The sequence below is a fragment of the Nonomuraea sp. NPDC003707 genome (genome assembly GCF_053587055.1).
Map to the genome: position 1 here is coordinate 1 of NZ_JBSFNK010000045.1, position 21,007 is coordinate 21,007.

A 21,007-nucleotide genomic window follows, 5' to 3' on the forward strand; every position below is an offset into this window, starting at 1 on the left:
TCGCGTGACCTGGTCGACCTCAAGGCGTCGTACGGGCTGTTCATCAACGGCGAGTTCGTGGACGGGGCGGGCACCCCGTTCAAGACGATCAACCCCGCGACCGAGGAGACGCTGGCCGAGGTGGCCACCGCCTCTTCCGATGACGTGGATCGGGCGGTGCAGGCCGCCCGCAAGGCGTTCGGCGCCTGGTCGGCGTTGCCGGGCGTGGAGCGGGCCAAGTATCTGTTCCGGATCGCGCGGATCATCCAGGAGCGGGCGCGTGAGCTGGCGGTGCTGGAGTCGCTGGACAACGGCAAGCCGATCCGCGAGTCGCGGGATGTGGATGTGCCGCTGGTGGCGGCGCACTTCTTCTACTACGCCGGCTGGGCCGACAAGCTGCAGTATGCCGGGTTCGGGAGCAAGCCGCTGGGGGTGGCGGGGCAGGTGATCCCGTGGAACTTCCCGCTGCTGATGCTGGCCTGGAAGATCGCGCCGGCGTTGGCGTGCGGGAACACGGTGGTGCTCAAGCCGGCCGAGACGACGCCGCTGTCGGCGTTGTGGTTCGCTGACATCTGCCGGCAGGCCGATCTGCCGCCGGGGGTGGTGAACATCGTGACCGGCGCGGGCGAGACCGGCGCGGCGGTGGTGGCGCACCCGGATGTGGACAAGGTGGCCTTCACCGGTTCGACCGAGGTGGGCAGGATCATCGCCCGGACGGTGGCCGGCACGGACAAGAGGCTGACCTTGGAGCTGGGTGGCAAGGCGGCCAACATCGTGTTCGCCGACGCCGCGATCGACCAGGCGGTGGAGGGGATCGTGAACGGGATCTTCTTCAACCAGGGTCACGTGTGCTGCGCCGGCTCGCGGCTGCTGGTGGAGGAGTCGGTTCAGGAGGAGTTGCTGGCGGCGTTGAAGCGGCGGCTGGGCACGCTGCGGGTGGGTGATCCGCTGGACAAGAACACCGACGTCGGCGCGATCAACTCGGCCGAGCAGCTGGCCAAGATCAGAGAGCTGTCGGCGGTCGGGGAGTCGGAGGGCGCCGAGCGCTGGTCGCCGGCCTGCGAGCTGCCGGAGCGGGGGTTCTGGTTCCCGCCCACGATCTTCACGGGGGTGGCGCAGTCGCACACGATCGCCCGGGAGGAGATCTTCGGGCCGGTGTTGTCGGTGCTGACGTTCCGCACGCCGGCTGAGGCGGTGGAGAAGGCCAACAACACGCCGTATGGGTTGTCGGCGGGGATCTGGACGGAGAAGGGGTCGCGGATCCTGTGGATGGCTGACCGGTTGCGGGCGGGGGTGGTGTGGGCCAACACGTTCAACAAGTTCGATCCGGCCTCGCCGTTCGGCGGTTACAAGGAGTCCGGCTACGGCCGCGAAGGCGGTCTGCACGGATTGGAGGCCTACCTTGACGTGTGAGCATCGCCGTCCCCGCCGCGCCAGGCGGCGGGCACAGGCCACCAGGGGCCACGCCTTCGCCAGGGCCGGGCGGCCCGTACGCACCGGCTGGTACGCGCACCGCTGCGGCGTGAGCCGGTGCGGCCAGGTCTTCGTGCCGGTCCAGATGTCGCAGGAGTCCACGTGGAGGGGGCGGGGCGATGAGTAGGTTGTCCGTCAAAAAGACCTACAAGCTGTTCATCGGAGGGGCGTTCCCGCGCTCGGAGAGTGGGAGGTCCTACCCCGTGACCTCGGCCAAGGGCGAATTCCTCGGCAACGCGTCCCGCGCCTCGCGCAAGGACGCCCGCGACGCCGTGGTGGCCGCGCGCAAGGCGTTCCCCGGCTGGTCGGGCGCCACCGCCTACAACCGGGGGCAGATCCTCTACCGGGTCGCCGAGATGCTGGAGGGCCGCCGCGCGCAGTTCGCCGAGGAGGTCGGCGGCGGCAAGAAGGCGGCGCTCGAGCAGGTGGACGCCGCGATCGACCGGCTCGTCTGGTACGCGGGGTGGTCCGACAAGATCGCCGCCGTGCACGGCGCGGCCAACCCGGTCGCGGGCCCGTACTTCAACCTGTCCTCGCCCGAGCCGACCGGCGTGGTGGCCGTGATCGCGCCCGCCGATCCGCTGCTCGGGCTGGTGTCGGTGGTCGCGCCCGTGATCGTGACCGGCAACACGTGCGTCGTCGTGGCGTCCGAGCGCACGCCGCTCGCGTCGATCACGCTGGCGGAGGTCCTGGCCACGTCCGACCTGCCCGGGGGCGTGGTGAACGTCCTCACCGGGCACCAGGCCGAGCTGGCGCCCTGGCTGGCGGCGCACATGGACGTCAACGGGCTCGACCTGACCGGGGTCGAGGACGCCGACCTGGCGCTGAGCTGCGAGCAGGCGGCGGCGGAGAACCTCAAGCGCGTCCTGCGCCCCTCCCGGCAGGACTGGGCGGCCGACCCGGGGACCGGCCGGATGACGCGGTTCCTGGAGACCAAGACCGTCTGGCATCCGGTCGGGGTCTGAGCACGGCACATCGATGAGTCTCGGTGAATTCCTCCGGGCCCGGCGCGCGCGGCTCAAGCCGCAGGACGTCGGGCTCGGGCCGGGGGTGCGGCACCGGCGCGTGGCCGGGCTGCGCAGGGAGGAGCTGGCGCCGCTGGCGGGCCTGAGCGTCGGCTACTACACCCGGCTGGAGCAGGGGCAGAGCCCGAACGTCTCCGACGAGGTGCTCGACGCGCTCGCCCGCGCGCTGCGGCTGGACGACGACGAGCGGGCCCACCTGCACCGCCTGGCCCGCGCCGTCCGGTCCCGCCCGCCGGTCGGGCCTGAGCTGCTCAGGCCCGGGATCAGGCGCATGGTCGAGTCGTTCACGGAGGTGCCGGCCTGGGCGGTGGGCCGGCGCGCCGACGTGCTGGCCTGGAACCGGCTCGCGCACGCGCTGTTCACCCCGCACCTGGACTTCGACGCGCCGGAGCGCGAGCCGCGCCCCAACTTCGCCCGCATGGATTTCCTCGACCCCCGCTCCCGCGAGTTCTACGTCGACTGGGAGAGCAAGGCCCTGGACGACATCGCGTACCTGCAGGTGTCGCTCGGCAAGTTCCCCGGCGACGAGGGGCTGCGCGCGCTGGTGGACGAGCTGACGGCCGGGAGCGCCGAGTTCAGGGCCATGTGGACGCGGCATCCGGTGAGCAACTGCGCCTCCATCTCGCGCGGCTACCGCCACCCCGAGCTCGGCGTCGTCACGCTCACCGCCGAGCTGCTGCGTACGCCCGACGACGAGGGACAGGGCGTGGTGCTCTTCCAGCCGGAGCCCGGTTCGGAGGAGCCGCTCAGACGCCTGCTGCGGCAGGGGTAGCGCGGCGCAGCAGCAGGGCGCCACCGGCCGCCCCGAGCAGGGCGACCGCCCCCGCCACCGCGAACGCCGCGTGCAGGCCCGTCAGCAGCTCGGCGTACGCCGACGCGACGGCGGTCAGCCCGGCCACCCCGATCGCCCCGACGAACGTGGGCATCTGCGCGAGGCTGCCCGCCACCCCCTGGTCGGCCGGGTCGAGCCCGGACGTGATCGTCGTGATCGCGGCCACCACGGTCAGCACGTGACCGAAGCCCATCGCCGCCGAGGTGGCCAGCAGCACCCCCAGCCCTCCCGAGGCGGGCAGGAACACCATCGCCGCCGTCCCCACGGCCTGCGCGGTCAGGCCGGCCGCCACGGTCGCGGGGGAGCCGTACGCACCGATCAGCCGGGCCGCCAGGCCGCCCGCTACCAGGGCGGCCACGCCCTCGCCGAGGAACCCGAGCCCCGTCCGCAGCGCGGACCAGCCGAGCACGTCCTGCATGTAGACGCTCAGCAGCAGCGTCGCCCCGCCGCACATGCCGAACGTCACCAACGCCACCGCCATCCCCCACTTCACCGTGGGCCGGCGCAGCAGCCGTAGTGGCACCAGCGGGGCGGCGTGCCTGGCCTCGACCGCGAGGAACGCCCCCAGCAGCAGCACGGCCGCCGCTACGCCGACCCACGTGAGCGTAGAAATACCGTAGACCAGGGCGAACAGCCCGCCGCTCGCCAGCACGGCCCCCGGCACGTCCAGCCGGACGGCGCTCCCGCCGGAGTCGCCGGGGAGCACGGTGAGCGCGCCCACCAGCACGACCACGCCGATCCCCACCAGGATGAGCATGGTCCAGCGCCAGCTCAGCCCGCTGGTGACCAGGCCGCCGCCGATGGTCCCGGCCACGAAGCCGAGCGAGAGCAGCGCCCCGTTGACGCCCATCGCCCTCGTACGCTTCGGGCCCTCGGCGAAGGCCGTGGTCATGAGGGCCAGCGCCGTCGGGCCGATCATGGCCGCCGCCACGCCCTGCCCGGCCCTGGCGCCGACCAGCACCCCCGGCACTGGAGCCAGGGCCGCCAGCAGGGAGAACCCGGTGAATGCCGTCACGCCGGCCGCGAACAGCCTGCGCCGCCCCACCACGTCCGACACCCGCCCGAACAACGGCATCAACGCGGCCGTCGGCAGCAGGCAGGCCGTCACCACCCACTGCAGGTCGCCCCGCGTGGCGAAACCCAGATCGCGGCCGAGCTCGGGGAGCGCGACCGTGATGATCGAATAATCCAGACCTGTCATGAACGTCGCGCCGCACAGCGTGACGAGCACGAGCCATTCACGTGTGTTCATGCGGACCAGGCTGCGGCACGGCCCGCACGCCGACCAGCGCCCCGCTGGAGGTACACCTGTCAGGTGCACCCTCAGCGGCTCGAAACAGCGGCTCGAAACAGCGGCTCAGAACGCGAAGCCGGGCGGCCTGACCGGGGGATGGGCGGCCTGGAGCTGGGCGGCCAGGCCGAGCAGATGGGGTTCGCCGCCGGGCGGGGCGACGATCTGGACGCCGATGGGCAGCGCGGTGGAGTGCGTGGCCAGGGGGACCGTGATGGCGGGCCAGCCGCACATGTTCCAGGGGCCGGTGGTGGGGGCGTACCTGATGTTGGCCAGCGCGTTGCGGACGAAGCCGCGCTCGCCCCAGCGCTCGGCCTTCGGCGGGACGGTGGCCAGTGCGGGCGTGATCAGCACGTCGGCGTCCCCGAACCACTGGTCGGCCCCGTAGCCGCTCCAGCGCTCCCGGCCGCGCACGCCGTCGAGCTTGAGCGCGCCGAGCACCCGGCCCGCGCGGGCCAGCCCGCGGGTGCGGCGTTCGAGCCGGCGCCGGTCCAGGCCGTCGGCCGACGCGGCGGCCCTGGTGAGCCAGGTGGCGATCGTGGCGGGGCCGAGCCAGGCGGGCAGCTTGTCGCGGTGCTCGACCACCGTGTGCCCGGCCTGGCGCAGCGTCTCCGCCGCCCCGCGCACCGCCGCCTGGAACTCCCTGTCGACAGGCAGGCCGACGGGGAGCGGCTGGGGCGCGTACGCCACCCGCAGGTCGAACGGCTCGGGGCTGTCCTGGGGCGGCTGCGGCTCCCAGATCTCGTCGTCGTCCGCCCAGACCGAGCGCAGCATGGGTGGCCGTGGCTCGATCCGGCGGCCGCCGCGCCAGGACTCGGCCAGCGCCGGGTCGGCGGCCAGCACGGACAGCGCCAGCGCCAGGTCGGACGCGGTCGTCGCCAGGGGGCCGTTCTCCGTCAGCCCGTCCCAGTGGTCGGTCGGCGGGGGCACGAGCCCGGTGCCGGGCTTGACGGCCAGCACGCCGCAGCAGGCGGCCGGGATGCGCAGCGAACCCATGCCGTCGTTGCCCAGCGCCAGCGGCACCATGCCCGCCGCCACGGCCGCCGCGCTGCCCGACGACGACCCGCCGGCTGTCCTGGCCGGGTTCCAGGGATTGCGGACGATGCCGTACGCGCTGTCGCCGAGCGCGACGAGCCCCAGCTCGGGCAGGTTCGTCAGGCCGACGACCACCGCCCCCGCGGCCCGCAGGCGCGCCACCGTCACGTGGTCCTCCGGCGCGGGCGCGTCCGCCGTGACCGCGGACCCGCCGCGGGTGGCCTCGCCCGCGACCTCCAGGTTGTCCTTGACCGCCACGGGCACGCCGGCCAGCGGCAGGTCCGCCAGGTCGCGCCGTTTCTGCACGGCCTGCGCCTCCTCCACGGCCCGCTCTCTGATCCGCCGGAACGCCCCTACTTTGGAATCCCGCTCCGAGATGGCGTGAAGGTGCTCCTCGACGACGGTCGTGGCCGTGACGTCCCCACGCCGGACGGCCGTCGCGATCTCGACAGCGGACCTGCCTGCCCACAACATGACTAGAGTCTGCATCCTGGCCGCGCGGCTCGATAGGGTCGATGCACGTGAACGGACCCTCCCTTGCCCTCCGCCAGCGCTCGCTGGGCGACCCCGCGACCGAGTTCCCGCTGTTCCCGCCGCTGACGCGGGGCTGTCCCAGGACCAGCACGGACGAGATCGCCTATCCGCTGGAGATCACGTACGACTACGGGCGGGTGGATCCGCGCCTGTTCGAGCAGGAGCCGGGCACGGACCTCGCGCGCTGGTCGCCACTGCTGCCGCCGCTGGAGGCGCCCACGCTGGGAGAGGGCGGGACGCCGCTGGTGGAGTTCGACGGGATCTACGTCAAGGACGAGTCCCGTAACCCGACCTGGTCGCACAAGGACCGCCTCAACCGGGTCGCGGTCAGCGCCGCCGTCGCCTCGGGCGCGCCCGGCGTGGTCGTGGCCTCGTCCGGCAACCACGGGGCCTCGGCCGCCGCCTACGCCGCCCGAGCAGGGCTGCCCGCCATCGTGCTGACCTCGGCGGACTCGCCGCCCGCCGTGCAGGCGTTCGTGCGCGCGTACGGGGCCAAGGTCGTCTCCGTGCCCGCCGAGGCACGCTGGCCGCTGCTGCGCGAGGTCGTCGACCGGCTCGGCTACCACCCGGTCAGCAACCAGACGGTGACGCACACCGGGCATCCGTTCGGGCCCGAGGGCTACAAGACGATCGCCTACGAGTTGTTCCTGCAGCTCGGAGGCGTGCCCGCGGCCGTCTTCACCCCCACCGGGTACGCCGAGCTGCTCTACGGGATGTGGAAGGGGCTCGTGGAGCTGCGGCTGCTGGGGCTGACCGAGGCCGTGCCGCGGATGTTCTCCTGCGAGACGGCGGCCGGCGGGCCCCACGCGCGGGCGCTGGCCACCGGCGCTCCGGCCGCGATCGTCGAGCTCCGCGAGCTGGGGGCCAGCGACGCGTACGGCATCGCCGGGCCGGTCGGCGGGCACCGCGGGGTGGTGGCCGTGCGCGACAGCGGCGGCGAGGCCCTGCTCGTGACCGACGAGGAGCTGCGGGCGGCGCAGCGGGACCTGGCCGGGCAGGGGCTGTGGCAGGAGCTGTCGGGCGCGGCGGGGCTCGCGGGACACCGGAAGCTGCGGCGGGACTTCGACGGGCCCGTCGTGTGCGTGGCCACGTCGAGCGGGTTCAAGGACGTGGGCGTGGGGGCCGAGCGCTTTCCGGTGCTGGAGAACCCGACCCTAGACGATCTTGCTCCAGACGCGTAGCGGGCCGATCGCGCTGAAGCCGTGCCGCAGGGCGTCCGCCGGGTCGACCTCCCAGCCGACCAGCGGCCGGCCGGGGAACACCCTGGCCGCCACGGCCAGGGTCGCCTCCCACGCGGCTTCGCCGAACACGTTGGAGACGCCCACGACCCGCTCGCGCGGGGTGAGCACGGAGCCGCAGACGATGGCGCCCCCTCTCCTGCCGCACAGAATCGTGGCCTCGTCGAGGATCGTGGGCAGGAAGAGGCCGCCGACCTCGCCGTCGAAGCACGCCTGCTCCCAGGCGCGCAGCGTGGCGGCGTCGCTCACCACCTCCATGGCGATCGTGGGCTCGCGGCGCTCCGGCGGCTCACGGTGGATCCACTGCCCCTCGAACAGCACCTCGAAGCCCGGCAGGTCGAGCGTGGCGAAGCTGTCCTTGACCGACGCCCCCGGGCCCGCGTCGATGCGGCCGAGCACGTCGGCCGCCGTCGCGTCGGGCGAGAGCGTCACCGCGTCCGGGTAGAAGGGCGGGGTCCTGGCGGGGTTGGTCCAGGCCGGGTCCGCGAACGCGCCGGGCATGCCGTGCGCGCGGCACATCGCGTCGCACCACTCGGCGTTGTCGCGGGCGGCGGCTGCCACGCTGGTCATGCTCGTCTCTCCTTGGCGCGGCGGGTGGGAGGCGCGGTCAGCGGGTCCTCCGGCCAGGGGTGCCTGGGGTAGCGACCGCGGAGCTCCGCGCGTACCGAACGGTAGCCCTCGCGCCAGAACGACGCCAGGTCCGCGGTGACGGCCACCGGGCGGCCCGCCGGGGAGAGCAGGTGCACCAGGACGGGCACGCCGGAGATCTCGGGCGTCTCCTGCCAGCCGAACAGCTCCTGCAGCTTCACCGCCAGCACCGGCCGGTCGCCCGAGTAGTCGACGCGGATGTGGGAGCCGCTGGGGACCTCGATGCGTTCGGGAGCCGCCCGCTCCAGGCGCTCGCTCCAGGGGATCAGGCGTTTCAGCGCCGCGGCCACGTCGATGCGCTCCAGGTCGGCCCGGCGGCGGGCCCTGGACAGTTCGGGCTCCAGCCACTGGTCGGCCAGGTCGATGAGCGCGTCCGTGGAGGGCCAGGGGGCGCCGATGGCGCGGTGGCAGAAGGCCAGGCGATCCCGTAGGTCCTTGGCCTGTTTCGTCCAGGTCAGGACGTCGGGCTCCGTGCGCAGGCCGTACAGGACGGCCTCGCGGACGTCGGCGTCCTTGAGCGGGGCGGCGGACAGCTCGATTGCGCCCAGGCGCTCGACCCTGCGGGCGAGCACGTCGCCGCGACGCTCGCCCGGAGGGACGTGCCAGGCGATCTCGTCCTGGGTGGTGGTGGGGTGGGCCAGCCTGGCGGTCGCCTCGTCGATCTCCACGGCCTGCCTGATGCGGGCCGAGGCCGAGCCCGACTGCCGGTCGGCGACCGCGATGGCCAGCCACTCGGCGGTGTGCAGCCTGGACCCCTCCGGGAGCTGGGCCTGCGTGCCGGAGGCCATGAGGTAGCCGCCGCCCCGCCTGCGCGCCACCCGCTCGGGGAACGCCAGCGCCACCGCCGTCCCGGCCGGCGCGTCGCCGGGCAGGTCCGGGCGGCCCGTGCCGGCGGTCCGCTGGAGGCGCCTGGTCTCCTGGCGCCAGCGGGCGGCGAAGCCGGTGCCGCCCCGGCGGGCCGCGCGCCAGACCTCCACCAGGTCGTCGCCGGCGTCGCGCGGCAGCTGCTCCGACAGCAGGGCCACCACCTCGGCCGCGCTCGGGCCGAGGTCGAGCAGGGCCCTGGCCAGGCGGGGATGCACGCCCGCGAGCGCCATCCGGCGCCCGCGCTCCGTCACCCGCGAGGCCGGGTCCAGCGCGCCCAGCGCCTCCAGGGTGCGGCCGGCGGCGGACATCGCGGCGGGCGGCGGCGGGTCCAGCAGCGCCAGGCCCGACGCGTCGGGCGCGCCCCAGCAGGCCGCCTGCAACGCGAACCCCGTCAGGTCCGCGAGCGCGATCTCCGGCCGCGCGTGGTCGGCGAGACGGTCGTGGTCGGCCGCCGACCAGCAGCGGTAGACCGTGCCTTGCGCCTCGCGCCCCGCCCGGCCCGCGCGCTGGCCGGCCGACGCCTTCGAGACCCTGACCGTGGTGAGGGAGCCCAGGCCGCGGGCGTGGTCGGTACGGGGCTCGCGGGCCAGGCCGGAGTCGACCACCACCCGGACGCCGGGGACGGTCAGGCTCGACTCGGCGACCGACGTGGCCAGCACCACCCGGCGGGCCGGGCCCGGCGCGAGCACGGCGTCCTGGACGTGGGCCGGGGCCTGTCCGTGCACCTGGAGCACCGCCACGCCGTCCAGCATCCCGGCGACCCTGGCGATCTCGGCCACGCCGGGCAGGAAGCACAGCACGTCGCCGTCCCGCTCCGCCAGCGCCCTGCGGACCACCGAGGCCACGTGGGACAGCAGCGCGGGGTCGACGCGGAGGCCGTGCGGCGGGGCGACCGGGCGGGCAGGCGGGGCCCACACCGTTTCGACGGGGTACGCGGCGCCGGTGGCCGCGACGATCGGGCCGCCGATCAGCCGGGACCACGGCTCGGCGTCGGCGGTCGCCGAGGTGGCCAGCAGGCGCAGGTCGGGCCGGAGCGTGTCGCGTACGTCCAGGAGGAACGCCAGGGAGGTGTCCGCGTCCAGGTGCCGCTCGTGGCACTCGTCGAGCACGACCGCGTCCACCCCGGCCAGCTCCTGGTCCCGCTGGAGGCGCTGGAGCAGGACGCCGGTGGTGACGACCTCGACCATCGGGTTCGCGCCCGTGTGGCGCTCGCCCCTGATCGTGTAGCTCACGCCCATCCGCCTGGCCGCCGCGCGCACGGCCAGCCGCCGCGGCTCGGCGACCAGCACCCGCATGCCCGCCTCGGCCAGGGCCAGGGGCACGACCGTCGTCTTGCCCGTGCCGGGCGGGGCCGTGAGCACCGCGCTGCCGTGCCGGTCGAGCGCGGCGAGCAGGTCGGGCAGGACGTGCCGGATGGGCAGCGAGTCGTGGCGCATCAACGCGGGGCGGGGACGTCGGCGCTCGGGATCAGGGCAGGGCTCGGGATCCCGGCGGCGGAGAGGACGGAGTCGAGCAGGCCGGGGAAGCGGGACTCGAGGTCGTCGCGGCGCAGGCTCATGAACTTCAGCCGTCCCTCCTGCTTGGTGATGACCACGCCCGCCTCGCGCAGCGTCCGGTAGTGGTGCGAGGCCGTCGACTTGTGCACGCCCAGGTCGTCGCCCGCCTCGCCGCAGTTCATCACGCCGCTGAGGGCGAGCCGGACGACGATCTCCAGGCGGACGGGGTCGGACAGCGCCCGCAGGACCTCCGTGAGCTCGATGTCCTCCGTAGCCGGGTGAGGTAGCAGGCGCATGGTCAAACCCTACCTTCGTTCTATTGTTTGACAACAATCCAACTATACGTCAGTTTGATGCATGTCCAACTTTTTTCTGGAGGCCCCATGACTTCGCGGCTCTACCCGCTTGCTGCCGGAAATTTCGCCATCGGTACGGGCATGTTCGTGACCGCCGGGCTCTTACCGCCCATCTCGAAGGAACTGGGGATCTCGTCCTCCGCGGCGGGGCAGCTCATGACCGTCTTCGCATTGGCGTACGCGGTGCTGTCGCCCGTCCTCGCCGCCCTGACCGCCCGGCTGTCGCGCAGGACCCTGCTGCTGGTGGCCCTCGGCGTGTTCGTGCTGGGCAACGTCCTGACCGCGCTGGCTCCGACGTACCCGCTGGTCATGGCCACCCGGGTGGTCGCGGCGGCGGGGGCGGCGATGTTCACGCCGACCGCGTCCGGCGTGGCGAACGCGCTGACCGAGCCCGAGCGGCGCGGCCGGGCGCTCGCGCTGGTGATGGGCGGGATGACGGTCGCGAACGCGATCGGCGTGCCCCTGGGCACCTGGCTGGGCTCGGTCTCGGGCTGGCGGTCCACGCTGTGGATGGTGGCGGGGCTGGGCGTGATCGGGTTCGCCTGGGTGGCGACGGTGGTGCCGGTGGTCAGGATCCCGACGTCGGGGCGGCTGCGGGAGCGTCTCGCGCCGCTGGGCGACCGGCAGGTGCTGGCGGTGCTGGTGACGCAGCTGCTGCTGTTCGCGGCGGCGTTCACCGCGTACACCTACATCGGGTCGCTGATCGACCTGCCGCTGCCCGCCGTGCTGTGGGCGTGGGGGATCGGCGGCATCGTGGGCAACCAGCTCGGCGGGCGCTTCACCGACCTGTACGGGCCGCGCAGGATGGTGCTGCTCGCCCTGGGCGCGAGCACCCTGTTCCTGGCCCTCATCCCCGTTGCGAACCTGGCCCTGCCCGTCGCCCTCGTATGGGCGTTCCTGTGGGGCGCGCTCGGGTGGCTGGTGGCCCCCGCCCAGCAGTTCAGGACCGTCTCCGTGGTGCCCGGCAACGTGCCGATCGGCCTGGGGCTGCTGTCGTCGGCCCAGTACGTGGGCCTGTTCCTGGCCGGGCTGGCCGGCGGCGCGACGCTCGACTGGTACGGCAGGACGGGCGTGACCGTGCTGGCCACCGCGTTCGGGCTGGTGGCGCTGCTGTTCACGCTGGCCACCTACCGTCCGCAGGCGGTCTCCCCGAAGGAGGGCGTGTCCGTCGGGTAGCGCGCCGTCGGCCAGAATGGTGATCATGTCCGAAGACATCGACCCCCGGAACGAGCCCGCGCCCTTCGGGGCCGTGGTGCTCCTGACGGCCGCCTCGGCGGTGGCGATCATGGGGCTCACCGCGTTGCTGTCCCAGCCGCCCGGGCTGAAGTTCCTGCTGTTCGGCCCGATCGCCCTCGTCGTGTTCGAGGTGGTCGTCCACGAGGTGTGGTGGCAGCGGTGGTGGGGTGCGATCCCCGGCGCGGTGGCGGGCCTGGCGCTCTACTTCGAGGGCCGCGCCGCGCTGAGCGACCTCGTCGGCGACGCCTGGGCCCACCCCGTCGCGTACGTCGCCGCCTGGACCCTCTTCGCCGTCGTCTTCGCCCTCTGCAGCCGCTACCCCCGGACCCTCCGGCCGACGTGATCTTCTCCACCGCGTAGGGGACGCCGGATCGGTCCGCAGACGGACGACGGGCGGCGGGCGCGGCGCCTACCGTCGGCGGCATGTTGAACGACCAGGTGACCTTTCGGCGCATCGCGGCGGGCGTACTGCTCATCGTGGCCCCGCTGCTCCAGGCCGTCGCCGTCGTCGTCGATCCAGGCACCTGGGGCGACGACCGGGAGGCGGTCAGCTACGGCGCGAACCCCGCGCTGGCCCAGACCGAGTCCGCGCTCTACCACTGGAGCTACCTGCTCATGGGCGTGGCCGCGCTCGGCCTGGCCCATCTGACCCGGCGCAGGGCCACGCGGCTCGGCCACGTGGGGGCGGGGATGACGGTGATCGGCTACCTCGCGCTGTCCGCGCTGCTGATGATCGACCCCGTGGAGTGGTGGCTGGGGCAGCACAACTCGCCGGCGGAGGCGCAGCGCATCCTCGACGAGATGCTGAACCTGCCCGGCGTCATCATCGGCTTCCAGATGCCGTGGATGTTCTTCGCCATCCTCGGCCTGCCGCTGCTGACCGCGGCCGTGTGGCGGGCGGGCTTCGTCGGCTGGTGGGTGCCGCTGCTCGTCTTCGTCGGCTACGTCGTCTCGTTCCCCGTCCCGTACGGGCCCCTGACCGTGGTGTTCTGGATCCTGCCCGTCGTCGCCCTCGGCTGGACCGGGTTGAAGATCCTGCGCATGGGCGACGAGGCGTGGGCGGCGTACTATCCGGCTCCGGCCCTCGTGTCAGCCTAGGGCCGGGATCCAGCCCGCGGTGACCGCGAGGATGAGGAAGAAGCCCAGGACGATCCGGTAGATCACGAAGCCGGTGAAGCGGTGGGTGCTGATGTAACGCAGGAACCAGGCCACGGCCAGGTATCCGACGACGAACGAGATGACCGTGGCGAGGATCGTCGGCCCCCACTCGGGGGCCGGGCCCTTGCCGATCTCGCGCAGCTCGAAGACGCCCGAGCCCAGCACGGCGGGGATGGCCAGCAGGAACGAGTATTTGGCGGCGTCCTCGCGGCGGTAGTCGAGCAGCAGGCCGGCGGTCGTGGTGCCGCCCGAGCGGGACACGCCGGGGATCAGGGCGAGCGCCTGGGCGAAGCCGTACACGATCGCGTGGGGGAAGCTGAGGTGCTTCTCCAGCGTGAGCTTGTTGCGGGCGGTGCGGTCGGCGAACCAGAGGAGGAGGGCGAAGACGATCAGCGTGGTGCCCACCAGGCGCAGGTCGCGGAAGACGGTCTCGATCTGGTCCTTGAACGTCACGCCGAGCACCACGATCGGCAGCGAGCCGACGATGATGTACCACCCCATGCGGGCGGCCCAGTGACCGCGCAGGTCCTTGTTGAACAGCGATCTGGTCCAGGTGGAGATGATCTCCCAGATCTCCTTGCGGAAATAGATCAGCACGGCCAGCTCGGTGCCGATCTGGATGACGGCGGTGAACGCCGCCCCTGGGTCCTGCCAGCCGGCGATGGCGGAGACCACCCGGATGTGGGCGCTGGAGGAGATCGGCAGGAACTCCGTGAGCCCCTGGACCAACCCCAGAACCACCGCTTCTAGCCAGCCGATCACGACGACAACCTTCCGAGAACGCGGGAGTGACGAGGGTGAGGCTAGCGGATGCCGGGGCCGGTGGGTTGCTCGCGTCGCGTACAGAGTCCCGTACGGCCACGAGGAGCACCGACCCCGTGAGATCTCAGAGGCGCTGCCACATCGCGGCGGCGGCCTCGGCGTAGTCGGTGAAGTCGCGGGCCGGGCGGCCGAGCGCCTGCCGCACGCCGTCCGCCACCGAGGCGTTGCGGCCGTCCAGGATGCCGGTGAACAGCGCGGCCAGGCCCGCGGCCTCCTCCTCGGGCACGCCGTTCTTGACGGCCGCGGTCACGTACTCCTCCGGCGTCACCCGCGCGAACGAGATCTCCCTGCCGGTGGCCCTGGACAGTTCCTCGGCCGCCTGCGCGAACGTCAGCAGCCGCGGTCCGGTGAGCTCGTAGAGCCGGCCCGCGTGGCCGTTCCGGCTGAGCGCGGCGGCGGCCACGTCCGCGATGTCGTTCACGTCCACGAACGGCTCGGGCACGTCGGCGACCGGCAGCGCGATGACGCCTTCGAGCACCTGGTCGTAGAAGAAGCCCTCGCTGAAGTTCTGCATGAACCAGCTGCAGCGGACGATCGTCCACTCGGCCCCGGACTCCCGCACGGTCCGCTCGCTGGCCTCCGCCTCCGGCTCGCCCCGCCCGGACAGCAGGACCAGCCGCCGCACGCCGCCGCTCACGGCCAGCTCCGTGAACGCCTTGACGTCCTCGTACGCGCCGGGGAAGGCCAGATCGGGGACATAGGCGAGATAGACGGCCGTCGCGCCGTCGAGGGCCGTCGGCCACGTGGAGCGGTCCTGCCAGTCGAAGAGGGGGCGGGACCCGATCCGCACGGGCAGGCCGAGAGCGTTGAGGCGGTCAACCACACGGCGGCCGGTCTTGCCCGTGCCGCCCAGAACCAGAATCGTCATATATCTAGTAAGCCGCCATACCCATAAGACTCTCCATGGTTGAGAAGCGCAATGGCATATGCGATCGTCTAACCCATGGACCAGTTGGCGGCGCTACTGGACGGCCCGCGGGCCCGTGGCGCCTTCCTGCTCCGCTCGATCCTGGATCCGCCCTGGTCGATGCGCATCCAGGACGAGGCCCCGCTGTCGTTGATCGCGCAGGTGCGCGGGGAGTCGTGGATCGCGTTCGACTCGGGCGAGCCCGTGCGCCTGTCGCCGGGGGAGGTCGCGATCGCCCGGGGGCCGCGGCCGTACACGGTGGCCTCGGAGCCCGGCCTCAAGCCGCAGGTCGTCATCCTCCCCGGCCAGGAGTGCCGCACGATCGACGGCGAGTCGCCCTACGACACCATGTCCATGGGCGTGCGCACGTGGGGGAACGACCCGTCGGGGGGCACCGTGCTGCTCACCGGCACGTACAACCTGGAGGGCGAGGTCAGCAGGCGGCTGCTGGACGCGCTGCCGCAGCTGCTCGTCCAGCCGGGAGACCCGATCATCTCGCTGCTCGGCGCCGAGATCGTCAAGGACGAGCCGGGCCAGGAGGCGGTCCTCGACCGGCTGCTCGACCTGCTGCTCATCGCGGTGCTGCGCTCGTGGTTCGCCACTCACGCGAACGAGGCGCCCGCCTGGTACCGCGCGATGGGCGACGCGGTGGTGGGCCGGGCCATGCGCCTGCTGCAGAACAACCCGGCGCACCCGTGGACGGTCGCCGCGCTGGCCACCGAGGTGGGCGTGTCCAGGGCGTCGCTGGCCAGGCGCTTCACCGAACTGGTCGGCGAGCCGCCGATGTCCTTCCTCACGGACTGGCGCCTGGCGCTGGCCGCCGACCTGCTGCGGGAGCCGAACGCGACGATCGGCTCGGTGGCCAGGAAGGTGGGGTACGGGAGCCCGTTCGCGCTCAGCGCGGCCTTCAAGCGGGTACGCGGCGTCAGCCCGCAGGAGTACCGGGCCGGATGAAACCACTGCTGCTGCTGGACGTGGACGGCGTGCTCAACCCGATGGGCCGGCCCACTCCGGACTTCCGGCGCTACCGGTGCACGATCGACGGCGAGGTCTACACCGTGCACCTCAACCCGCGCCACGGCCGCAGGCTCCTCGACCTGGCCCTGGCGACCGGCTCCGAGCTGGTCTGGGCGACGACGTGGGAGCACCACGCCAACGACTGGATCGCTCCCAGGATCGGCCTGCCCTCGCTGCCCGTCATCCCCGTGGACCCGAACGTGGTCTCAGAGCATGGGGAGATGTTCAAGACGCGGCACGTGGCCCGCTATGTGGGCCGGCGGCCGTTCGTCTGGTTCGACGACCAGGTGTGGGCGGAGGACGAGGAGTATCTCAGGGTGCATCAGGGTCTGGCTGACTTCCTGCTCATCCACGTGGACCCGGCACGGGGACTGACCAGCCGACATCTGGGCATGGCACATGAGTGGCTGACCCTTACAGGGTTTTCTCAGGGTTCCTGACGGGAGTCCGTCGGCCTGTCCGCCCGTTGAACAGGTAGGTCGTCACACACGGAGGAAACATCATGTACCGCTCACGAGAGCACAGGATTCTGGCCGGCGTCTGCGGCGGTCTCGCCGACAAGATGGGCCTGCCGCCCACTCTCGTCCGGATCCTGTGGCTCCTGCTGTCGCTCATCCCCGGGCCGCTGTGGGTCGTCTACGTCGTCATGTGGATCCTCATCCCGGAGGAGCCGAGGGGCTACCGTTCGGCGGCGTGACGTCCGTGACAGGCGCCGGTGGGCCGCCCGCCGTGGATCGGCGGACGGCCGGCTCGACCGGTCGCTAGTTACCCATGGGCGGCTGCCCCGCTGAGGAGCCGCCCGGGTCGTCGATCACCGTGCAGGGCTTGACCTGGCCGGTGATCACCTGAGCCTTGAGCTTCCAGTACGGCTTCTCGGCGAACTCCAGCACCAGGGTCTGGCCCGCGCCGACGTACCGGGGACTGATGTCCACCCCGGAGGTCCGGGGGCGGGCGGCTTTGTAGGAGACGGACCGGCGCCACTCCTCAGGGGTGGTGGCCTCGCCTCCGACGGGTTCGCCTCTGCCCGGGGCGCACGTCGTCCTGGGCTTGAGATAGGTGACGTCGGCGGTCACGCCCGCCGCCTTCAGGTCCTGCTCCAGCTTGCCGGCGTCGCCGAACTCCTTGATCTCGACCCGGATCGTGCCGTCGCCCTGCTTGGTCACGGCGTACGCGGGCGTCTCCGCCCCGGCCAGCAGGGGTACTGCGATCGCCGCTCCGGCGGCCGGCCCGGCCACCGCGCCCCCGGCGAGCAGCCGGCGGGTGACGCGGCGACGCCGTTCGGTCCGCGCGCCGATCTCCGCTTTCAGATCCATCAGCAGTTGCTCCTCGAATCTCATCGTGGTGCTCCATCCATGACGAAGGGCAGGTTCCGCAGCGTCCGGCGTGCGCGGTGCAGGCGTACCTTGGCGGTCCCGGGCCGGATGCCGAGGGCGTGCGCCGCTTCGGTGACCGTGAGCTGGTCGATGGCGACCAGCTCCAGCACGGCGCGTTCCCCCTCGGGCAGGCCGGCCATGGCCTCGAAGGCCCGCCGGGCGTGCCGCTCCGCGTCGATGCGCTCTTCGAGCCGGGCGACGTCGTCGGTGTCCAACGGCCTCCGCCCGCTCACCCGGTCGGTCAGCCGGTACTGCTTGTACGCCCGCCGCCGCTCGGCCGAGATCGTCTTGCGCGCCACGCCGTACAGCCAGGCGATCTCGGTGCCGAGGTCGGCGCGGTAGGTGTGGGCCGAGTCCAGCACCGCCACGAAGACCTCGGCGACCAGATCCGCGACGGTGTGCGGATCCTCGACGCGGCGGGCGAGGAACGGCGGTCCGGGCCGCGTGCGCCGATGCCCGGGATGCCGCTTATCCTCGAAGGATGAGGGCAAGGCCGCTGACACTCGTCCAGGACGATCTCGTCGACTACGACGCCGCGATGGAGCGCATGACCGACCTCGTCGGGCAGCGCCAGCGGGACGAGCGGCCGGACACGCTGTGGCTGCTCAGCCACCCGTCGGTCTACACGGTCGGGCGCCGCACGCCGATGGCCCACCTACCGGCCCCCGAGCGCGGCATCCCCGTCATGGAGACCGGGCGCGGCGGCCAGCTCACCTACCACGGGCCGGGCCAGCTCGTCGGCTACCTGATCGTCAAGCTCGCCGAGGACCAGGGCATCGTCGACTACGTGCGCGAGGTGGAGCTGCGGCTGGTGGAGGCGCTGGGCAAGCTCGGGCTGCCCGCCGAGCGCCGCGACACGCCGCCGGGCTCGGAGCTGCTGACCGGTGTCTGGACCGCCGAGACCGGCCGCAAGATCATCTCGATCGGGATGCGGCAGAGCCGGGGCGTCACGAGCCACGGGTTCGCGCTCAACGTCGACGGCGACCTGGAGCCGTGGAACTGGGCGGTCGCCTGCGGCATGCCCGACGTGGACATGACCTCGCTCAAGCGCGAGCTGGGCACGGCCTCGATGGCCGAGGTCCGCACGGCCGTGGCCACCGCCTTCGAAGCCTCCTGAGCGGCGGGTACGGCCGCGGTGGCCGTACCCGCGGGCCGGGTCAGGAGATCGGGACCTCGTCGACCGTGCGGCGGGGGCCGGTGAACCAGTGCTTGGCCGACAGCGCCCACCACAGGGCGATGCCGACCAGCACCACCCCGACCGCGATCGGGGCGTAGTTGACCGAGGTCCAGTCGAAGGCCTTGTTGCCGGGCACCCCGGCGGGCGAGATCGGCATGATGAAGTAGATCGACACGACGACGATCTCGACGCAGGCGATCCAGCAGAGCACCTTGTACTTGCGGCCGAGCGTCCACGGGCCCGGCTTGAAGGCGTCGCCCGCGCGGAGCCGGAGCCAGATCGGGATGAGGAAGGCCAGGTAGAGGCCGACGACCGCGATCGACACGACGGCCAGGAACGCGACCGGCGTGGTCAGCCCGGGAGGCGCGTAGAGGGCGGGCAGGGTGATCAGGGCGGCCACGACGCAGCCTCCGATGATCGCGTTGACCGGGGTGCGGTTGCGGTCCACCTTCGACCACAGCCGCCAGCCGGGCACGCCGCGGTCCCGGGAGAACGCGTACGTCATGCGCGACATCGACGTCACGCAGCTCATTCCGCAGAAGAACTGGCCGATCGTGGAGATCGCGAACACCACGGTGGCCAGCGGAGCTGAGAGCGCGGTCTCGAAGATGGCTCCCACGAAGCCGGACTGCTTGTTGATCTCGTCCACGTTCGTGGCCGCGAACAGGAACGACAGCAGCAGGATCCAGCCGCCGATCGCCGAGTAGAAGATCGACTGCCACAGGCCGCGGGCGGCGGTCCTGGCCGCGCCCTGGGTCTCCTCCGACACGTGCGCGCAGGCGTCGAAACCGGTGATCGTGTACTGGGTGAGCAGGAAGCCGAGCGGCAGCACGTAGAACCAGAACGACAGCCCGTCGGAGCCGGCGCCGAAGCCGGAGTTGTTGTTCGTGCCGCCGAAGACGAAGCCGAGCGACTGGTGGTGGTCGGGCGCGAAGATCAGGATCCCGACGACGATCGCGGCGCCCGCGACGTGCCACCAGACCGAGATATTCTGCAGCAGCGAGATGAGCTTGTGGCTGTAGATGTTGATCAGCGCGTGGGCCACGAGGATGATCACGAACAGCAGGAACGCCTGTGGCAGCGTGGCCTCCCACGCGCCGTCGGTGAGCAGCTTGAGCGTCATGTTGAGGAACGTGGCGCAGCCGTAGTCCACCGACGCGGTGACGGCGATGAGGCCGATCAGGTTGAGCCAGCCGGTGAACCAGCCGTGGATCGGCTTGCCCAGCGTGGCGGCCCACCAGTAGATGCCGCCCGCCGTCGGGTACGCCGACACCAGCTCCGACATGCAGAAACCGATGATCAGGATGAACGCGGAGATCAGCGGCCAGCCCCAGGAGATGGCGATCGGGCCACCGTAGTTCCAGGCCTGTCCGAAGGTGGTGAAGCAGCCGGCGAGGATGGAGATGATCGAGAAGGAGATGGCGAAGTTGGAGAAACCGCTCCAGGTGCGGGCCAGCTCCTGCTTGTAGCCGAGCTCGGCGAGTCGCCTGGAATCCTCTTCAGTGGTCATTGAGGTCTCCCTGGGGGGCGTGGAGGACGCTCCATTTGGACTACATCTAGACCATTTCTTTGGCGACGACAAGGCGTTACAGGTGGGTTTCGGGCCCGTCAGGGCGTTCGGCCAACCGCCAGGACGATCTTCCCGGTGAGGGAACCGCCGAGCTGGGCGGCCTTCGCGTCGTCCAGGTCCTCCCACGAGCCGGCCAGGCCGATTTCGAGGGAGATGTCGTCCGCGGCCACGAGGGCGAGCAGGTGGGCGAGGTCGTCGGCGGGGGCCGTCACGTCGCCGAAGGAGTTGAGCGACCTGGCCCGGCCCAGGGAGAAGGTCGAGTTCGGAGGGAAGACGGCGGGCTGCCCGGAGGCCCAGCCGACGCTCTGGAGGTTGCCGCCCGGCTTCAGCAGGGCCCAGGCGGCGACGAGCGCCGGGCCGCCGACCGTCTCGATCACGACGTCGACCGGCTCGACCCCGCCCAGGCCCACCACGATGTCGACGGGAGCTCCGAGGCCGGCCGCCAGTCGCTCGGCGCGTTCCGGTCTGCTGACGGAGGCGATGACGTGGGCGCCGGCGCGCCCGGCCAGTTGTACGGCCAGCCGTCCCACGGCCCCCGACGCCCCGGTCACCAGGACGCGCGAGCCCGGCGCGGGTCCGGCGGCCCGCAGCGAACGCAGCGCCGTGAGGCCGGCCATCGGGAGCGCGGCGGCCCGTACCAGGTCCACCCCGTCGGGGACCACCGCGAGCGAGCCGGTGTCGAACGCCGCCCGCTCGGCCCACGCGCCCGCCCCGAACGCCGCCACCCGCGCCCCCTCGCGCGGTCCCGTGCCGTCCTCGGCGGCGCGCAGGACGACTCCGGCGGCGTCGTAGCCGAGCACGGTGCCCTCCGGCAGGCGGCCCATGTGCCGCAGGTCGCTGAAGTTGACGGACGCGTGACGGACCTCGACGAGCGCCTGCCCGGGCCCCGGCTCGGGTTCCGGCACCTCCGCGAAGCGTCCCTCGGCTCCCGGGCCCGCGACCAACGCACGCATGCTCATTCTCCCCGCTGTCA

Annotated in this window: 23 protein-coding genes; 12 read left to right on the forward strand and 11 right to left on the reverse strand. The window is 72.4% G+C overall.

Going from position 1 to position 21,007, the window contains the following annotated elements; translation table 11 throughout:
• The 4 genes from ACWDRB_RS58050 to ACWDRB_RS58065 all read left to right on the forward strand — a co-directional run.
• A partial coding sequence (locus ACWDRB_RS58050) for an aldehyde dehydrogenase family protein (RefSeq protein ID WP_449909975.1) occupies nt 1-1,392 on the forward strand: 1,392 nt, incomplete at its 5' end.
• The gene (locus tag ACWDRB_RS58055; RefSeq protein WP_185070165.1) at nt 1,382-1,579 is read left to right on the forward strand and encodes a hypothetical protein; all 198 of its coding nucleotides are present in this window, start codon (nt 1,382-1,384) and stop codon (nt 1,577-1,579) included. The genes ACWDRB_RS58050 and ACWDRB_RS58055, both read left to right, overlap by 11 nt.
• Entirely contained in the window at nt 1,572-2,417 is an 846-nt protein-coding gene (locus ACWDRB_RS58060; protein ID WP_449909977.1) for an aldehyde dehydrogenase family protein, read from the forward strand. The genes ACWDRB_RS58055 and ACWDRB_RS58060 overlap by 8 nt, the downstream gene beginning before the upstream one ends.
• 13 nt (nt 2,418-2,430) lie before the next feature.
• Nucleotides 2,431-3,249, forward strand: a complete 819-nt coding sequence (locus ACWDRB_RS58065; RefSeq protein ID WP_397369069.1) for a helix-turn-helix transcriptional regulator — start codon at nt 2,431-2,433, stop codon at nt 3,247-3,249.
• On the opposite strand, the gene ACWDRB_RS58070 is transcribed toward ACWDRB_RS58065, so the two are convergent.
• Complete coding sequence (locus tag ACWDRB_RS58070) at nt 3,224-4,561, reverse strand: MFS transporter (RefSeq protein WP_449909979.1); 1,338 nt, start codon at nt 4,559-4,561, stop codon at nt 3,224-3,226. The two genes, ACWDRB_RS58065 and ACWDRB_RS58070, sit on opposite strands and share 26 nt — an antisense overlap.
• A 105-nt stretch (nt 4,562-4,666) precedes the next feature.
• Nucleotides 4,667-6,109, reverse strand: a complete 1,443-nt coding sequence (locus ACWDRB_RS58075) for an amidase (protein WP_449909981.1) — start codon at nt 6,107-6,109, stop codon at nt 4,667-4,669.
• A gap of 47 nt (nt 6,110-6,156) precedes the next feature.
• Between ACWDRB_RS58075 and ACWDRB_RS58080 the strand changes: the two genes are divergently transcribed.
• Nucleotides 6,157-7,350 (forward strand): threonine synthase, encoded by a 1,194-nt coding sequence (locus ACWDRB_RS58080; protein ID WP_449909983.1) that lies wholly within the window; start codon nt 6,157-6,159, stop codon nt 7,348-7,350.
• Here ACWDRB_RS58080 and ACWDRB_RS58085 read toward each other — a convergent pair.
• From ACWDRB_RS58085 to ACWDRB_RS58095, 3 genes are read right to left on the reverse strand one after another with little or no spacing between them, the layout of a single operon-like run.
• The gene (locus tag ACWDRB_RS58085; RefSeq protein WP_449909985.1) at nt 7,324-7,977 is read right to left on the reverse strand and encodes a hypothetical protein; all 654 of its coding nucleotides are present in this window, start codon (nt 7,975-7,977) and stop codon (nt 7,324-7,326) included. The two genes, ACWDRB_RS58080 and ACWDRB_RS58085, sit on opposite strands and share 27 nt — an antisense overlap.
• The gene (gene hrpB / locus ACWDRB_RS58090) at nt 7,974-10,358 is read right to left on the reverse strand and encodes an ATP-dependent helicase HrpB (protein ID WP_449909987.1); all 2,385 of its coding nucleotides are present in this window, start codon (nt 10,356-10,358) and stop codon (nt 7,974-7,976) included. Before hrpB ends, ACWDRB_RS58085 begins: the two co-directional genes overlap by 4 nt.
• Nucleotides 10,358-10,714, reverse strand: coding sequence for an ArsR/SmtB family transcription factor (locus tag ACWDRB_RS58095; RefSeq protein ID WP_350741841.1), 357 nt, complete (start codon nt 10,712-10,714; stop codon nt 10,358-10,360). Before ACWDRB_RS58095 ends, hrpB begins: the two co-directional genes overlap by 1 nt.
• Nucleotides 10,715-10,801: 87 nt before the next feature.
• Between ACWDRB_RS58095 and ACWDRB_RS58100 the strand changes: the two genes are divergently transcribed.
• From ACWDRB_RS58100 to ACWDRB_RS58110, 3 genes are all read left to right on the forward strand, one after another.
• Nucleotides 10,802-11,950 carry an MFS transporter gene (locus ACWDRB_RS58100; RefSeq protein WP_449909990.1) on the forward strand — a complete coding sequence of 383 codons (1,149 nt, stop codon included), beginning with the start codon at nt 10,802-10,804 and terminating at the stop codon, nt 11,948-11,950.
• A 25-nt stretch (nt 11,951-11,975) separates the two neighbouring features.
• Nucleotides 11,976-12,353 (forward strand): hypothetical protein, encoded by a 378-nt coding sequence (locus tag ACWDRB_RS58105; protein ID WP_449909992.1) that lies wholly within the window; start codon nt 11,976-11,978, stop codon nt 12,351-12,353.
• An 80-nt stretch (nt 12,354-12,433) separates the two neighbouring features.
• Nucleotides 12,434-13,108: a hypothetical protein gene (locus ACWDRB_RS58110; protein WP_397369076.1), complete on the forward strand. Its 675-nt coding sequence runs from the start codon at nt 12,434-12,436 to the stop codon at nt 13,106-13,108.
• Here the strand turns inward: ACWDRB_RS58110 and ACWDRB_RS58115 are convergent.
• Both ACWDRB_RS58115 and ACWDRB_RS58120 read right to left on the reverse strand, forming a co-directional pair.
• Complete coding sequence (locus tag ACWDRB_RS58115) at nt 13,100-13,930, reverse strand: undecaprenyl-diphosphate phosphatase (RefSeq protein ID WP_350741849.1); 831 nt, start codon at nt 13,928-13,930, stop codon at nt 13,100-13,102. The genes ACWDRB_RS58110 and ACWDRB_RS58115 overlap by 9 nt on opposite strands.
• Nucleotides 13,931-14,054: 124 nt before the next feature.
• On the reverse strand, nt 14,055-14,858 hold the full coding sequence (locus ACWDRB_RS58120; protein ID WP_449909995.1) for an NmrA family NAD(P)-binding protein: 804 nt from the start codon (nt 14,856-14,858) through the stop codon (nt 14,055-14,057).
• 75 nt (nt 14,859-14,933) lie between these two features.
• Between ACWDRB_RS58120 and ACWDRB_RS58125 the strand changes: the two genes are divergently transcribed.
• From ACWDRB_RS58125 to ACWDRB_RS58135, 3 genes are all read left to right on the forward strand, one after another.
• Nucleotides 14,934-15,851, forward strand: a complete 918-nt coding sequence (locus tag ACWDRB_RS58125) for an AraC family transcriptional regulator (protein WP_355204026.1) — start codon at nt 14,934-14,936, stop codon at nt 15,849-15,851.
• Entirely contained in the window at nt 15,848-16,354 is a 507-nt protein-coding gene (locus tag ACWDRB_RS58130) for an HAD domain-containing protein (RefSeq protein WP_449909997.1), read from the forward strand. Before ACWDRB_RS58125 ends, ACWDRB_RS58130 begins: the two co-directional genes overlap by 4 nt.
• Before the next feature lie 62 nt (nt 16,355-16,416).
• Nucleotides 16,417-16,611 carry a PspC domain-containing protein gene (locus ACWDRB_RS58135; RefSeq protein WP_350741857.1) on the forward strand — a complete coding sequence of 65 codons (195 nt, stop codon included), beginning with the start codon at nt 16,417-16,419 and terminating at the stop codon, nt 16,609-16,611.
• Nucleotides 16,612-16,675: 64 nt separating this feature from the next.
• Here the strand turns inward: ACWDRB_RS58135 and ACWDRB_RS58140 are convergent, their stop codons facing one another.
• Nucleotides 16,676-17,251 (reverse strand): hypothetical protein, encoded by a 576-nt coding sequence (locus ACWDRB_RS58140; protein ID WP_449910000.1) that lies wholly within the window; start codon nt 17,249-17,251, stop codon nt 16,676-16,678.
• Nucleotides 17,248-17,778, reverse strand: a complete 531-nt coding sequence (locus ACWDRB_RS58145; protein WP_449910002.1) for an RNA polymerase sigma factor — start codon at nt 17,776-17,778, stop codon at nt 17,248-17,250. The genes ACWDRB_RS58140 and ACWDRB_RS58145 overlap by 4 nt, the downstream gene beginning before the upstream one ends.
• Here ACWDRB_RS58145 and lipB point away from each other — a divergent pair.
• Nucleotides 17,769-18,404 carry a lipoyl(octanoyl) transferase LipB gene (lipB, locus tag ACWDRB_RS58150; RefSeq protein ID WP_449910004.1) on the forward strand — a complete coding sequence of 212 codons (636 nt, stop codon included), beginning with the start codon at nt 17,769-17,771 and terminating at the stop codon, nt 18,402-18,404. The genes ACWDRB_RS58145 and lipB overlap by 10 nt on opposite strands.
• Nucleotides 18,405-18,444: 40 nt before the next feature.
• Here the strand turns inward: lipB and ACWDRB_RS58155 are convergent, their stop codons facing one another.
• Together ACWDRB_RS58155 and ACWDRB_RS58160 are read right to left on the reverse strand one after the other, a co-directional pair.
• Complete coding sequence (locus tag ACWDRB_RS58155; protein ID WP_355204042.1) at nt 18,445-19,974, reverse strand: amino acid permease; 1,530 nt, start codon at nt 19,972-19,974, stop codon at nt 18,445-18,447.
• 98 nt (nt 19,975-20,072) lie between these two features.
• On the reverse strand, nt 20,073-20,987 hold the full coding sequence (locus ACWDRB_RS58160) for a zinc-binding dehydrogenase (RefSeq protein ID WP_449910006.1): 915 nt from the start codon (nt 20,985-20,987) through the stop codon (nt 20,073-20,075).
• Between the last annotated feature and the right edge of the window lie 20 nt (nt 20,988-21,007).

Coding starts and splice junctions, on each gene's coding strand:
- ACWDRB_RS58060 (WP_449909977.1), top strand. CDS start 1,572: ATGAGTAGGTTGTCCGTCAAAAAGACCTACAAGCTGTTCATCGGAGGG.
- ACWDRB_RS58065 (WP_397369069.1), top strand. CDS start 2,431: ATGAGTCTCGGTGAATTCCTCCGGGCCCGGCGCGCGCGGCTCAAGCCG.
- ACWDRB_RS58070 (WP_449909979.1), bottom strand. CDS start 4,561: ATGAACACACGTGAATGGCTCGTGCTCGTCACGCTGTGCGGCGCGACG.
- ACWDRB_RS58075 (WP_449909981.1), bottom strand. CDS start 6,109: ATGTTGTGGGCAGGCAGGTCCGCTGTCGAGATCGCGACGGCCGTCCGG.
- ACWDRB_RS58085 (WP_449909985.1), bottom strand. CDS start 7,977: ATGACCAGCGTGGCAGCCGCCGCCCGCGACAACGCCGAGTGGTGCGAC.
- hrpB (WP_449909987.1), bottom strand. CDS start 10,358: ATGCGCCACGACTCGCTGCCCATCCGGCACGTCCTGCCCGACCTGCTC.
- ACWDRB_RS58095 (WP_350741841.1), bottom strand. CDS start 10,714: ATGCGCCTGCTACCTCACCCGGCTACGGAGGACATCGAGCTCACGGAG.
- ACWDRB_RS58100 (WP_449909990.1), top strand. CDS start 10,802: ATGACTTCGCGGCTCTACCCGCTTGCTGCCGGAAATTTCGCCATCGGT.
- ACWDRB_RS58105 (WP_449909992.1), top strand. CDS start 11,976: ATGTCCGAAGACATCGACCCCCGGAACGAGCCCGCGCCCTTCGGGGCC.
- ACWDRB_RS58110 (WP_397369076.1), top strand. CDS start 12,434: ATGTTGAACGACCAGGTGACCTTTCGGCGCATCGCGGCGGGCGTACTG.
- ACWDRB_RS58120 (WP_449909995.1), bottom strand. CDS start 14,858: ATGACGATTCTGGTTCTGGGCGGCACGGGCAAGACCGGCCGCCGTGTG.
- ACWDRB_RS58125 (WP_355204026.1), top strand. CDS start 14,934: ATGGACCAGTTGGCGGCGCTACTGGACGGCCCGCGGGCCCGTGGCGCC.
- ACWDRB_RS58130 (WP_449909997.1), top strand. CDS start 15,848: ATGAAACCACTGCTGCTGCTGGACGTGGACGGCGTGCTCAACCCGATG.
- ACWDRB_RS58135 (WP_350741857.1), top strand. CDS start 16,417: ATGTACCGCTCACGAGAGCACAGGATTCTGGCCGGCGTCTGCGGCGGT.
- ACWDRB_RS58140 (WP_449910000.1), bottom strand. CDS start 17,251: ATGAGATTCGAGGAGCAACTGCTGATGGATCTGAAAGCGGAGATCGGC.
- lipB (WP_449910004.1), top strand. CDS start 17,769: ATGAGGGCAAGGCCGCTGACACTCGTCCAGGACGATCTCGTCGACTAC.
- ACWDRB_RS58155 (WP_355204042.1), bottom strand. CDS start 19,974: ATGACCACTGAAGAGGATTCCAGGCGACTCGCCGAGCTCGGCTACAAG.
- ACWDRB_RS58160 (WP_449910006.1), bottom strand. CDS start 20,987: ATGCGTGCGTTGGTCGCGGGCCCGGGAGCCGAGGGACGCTTCGCGGAG.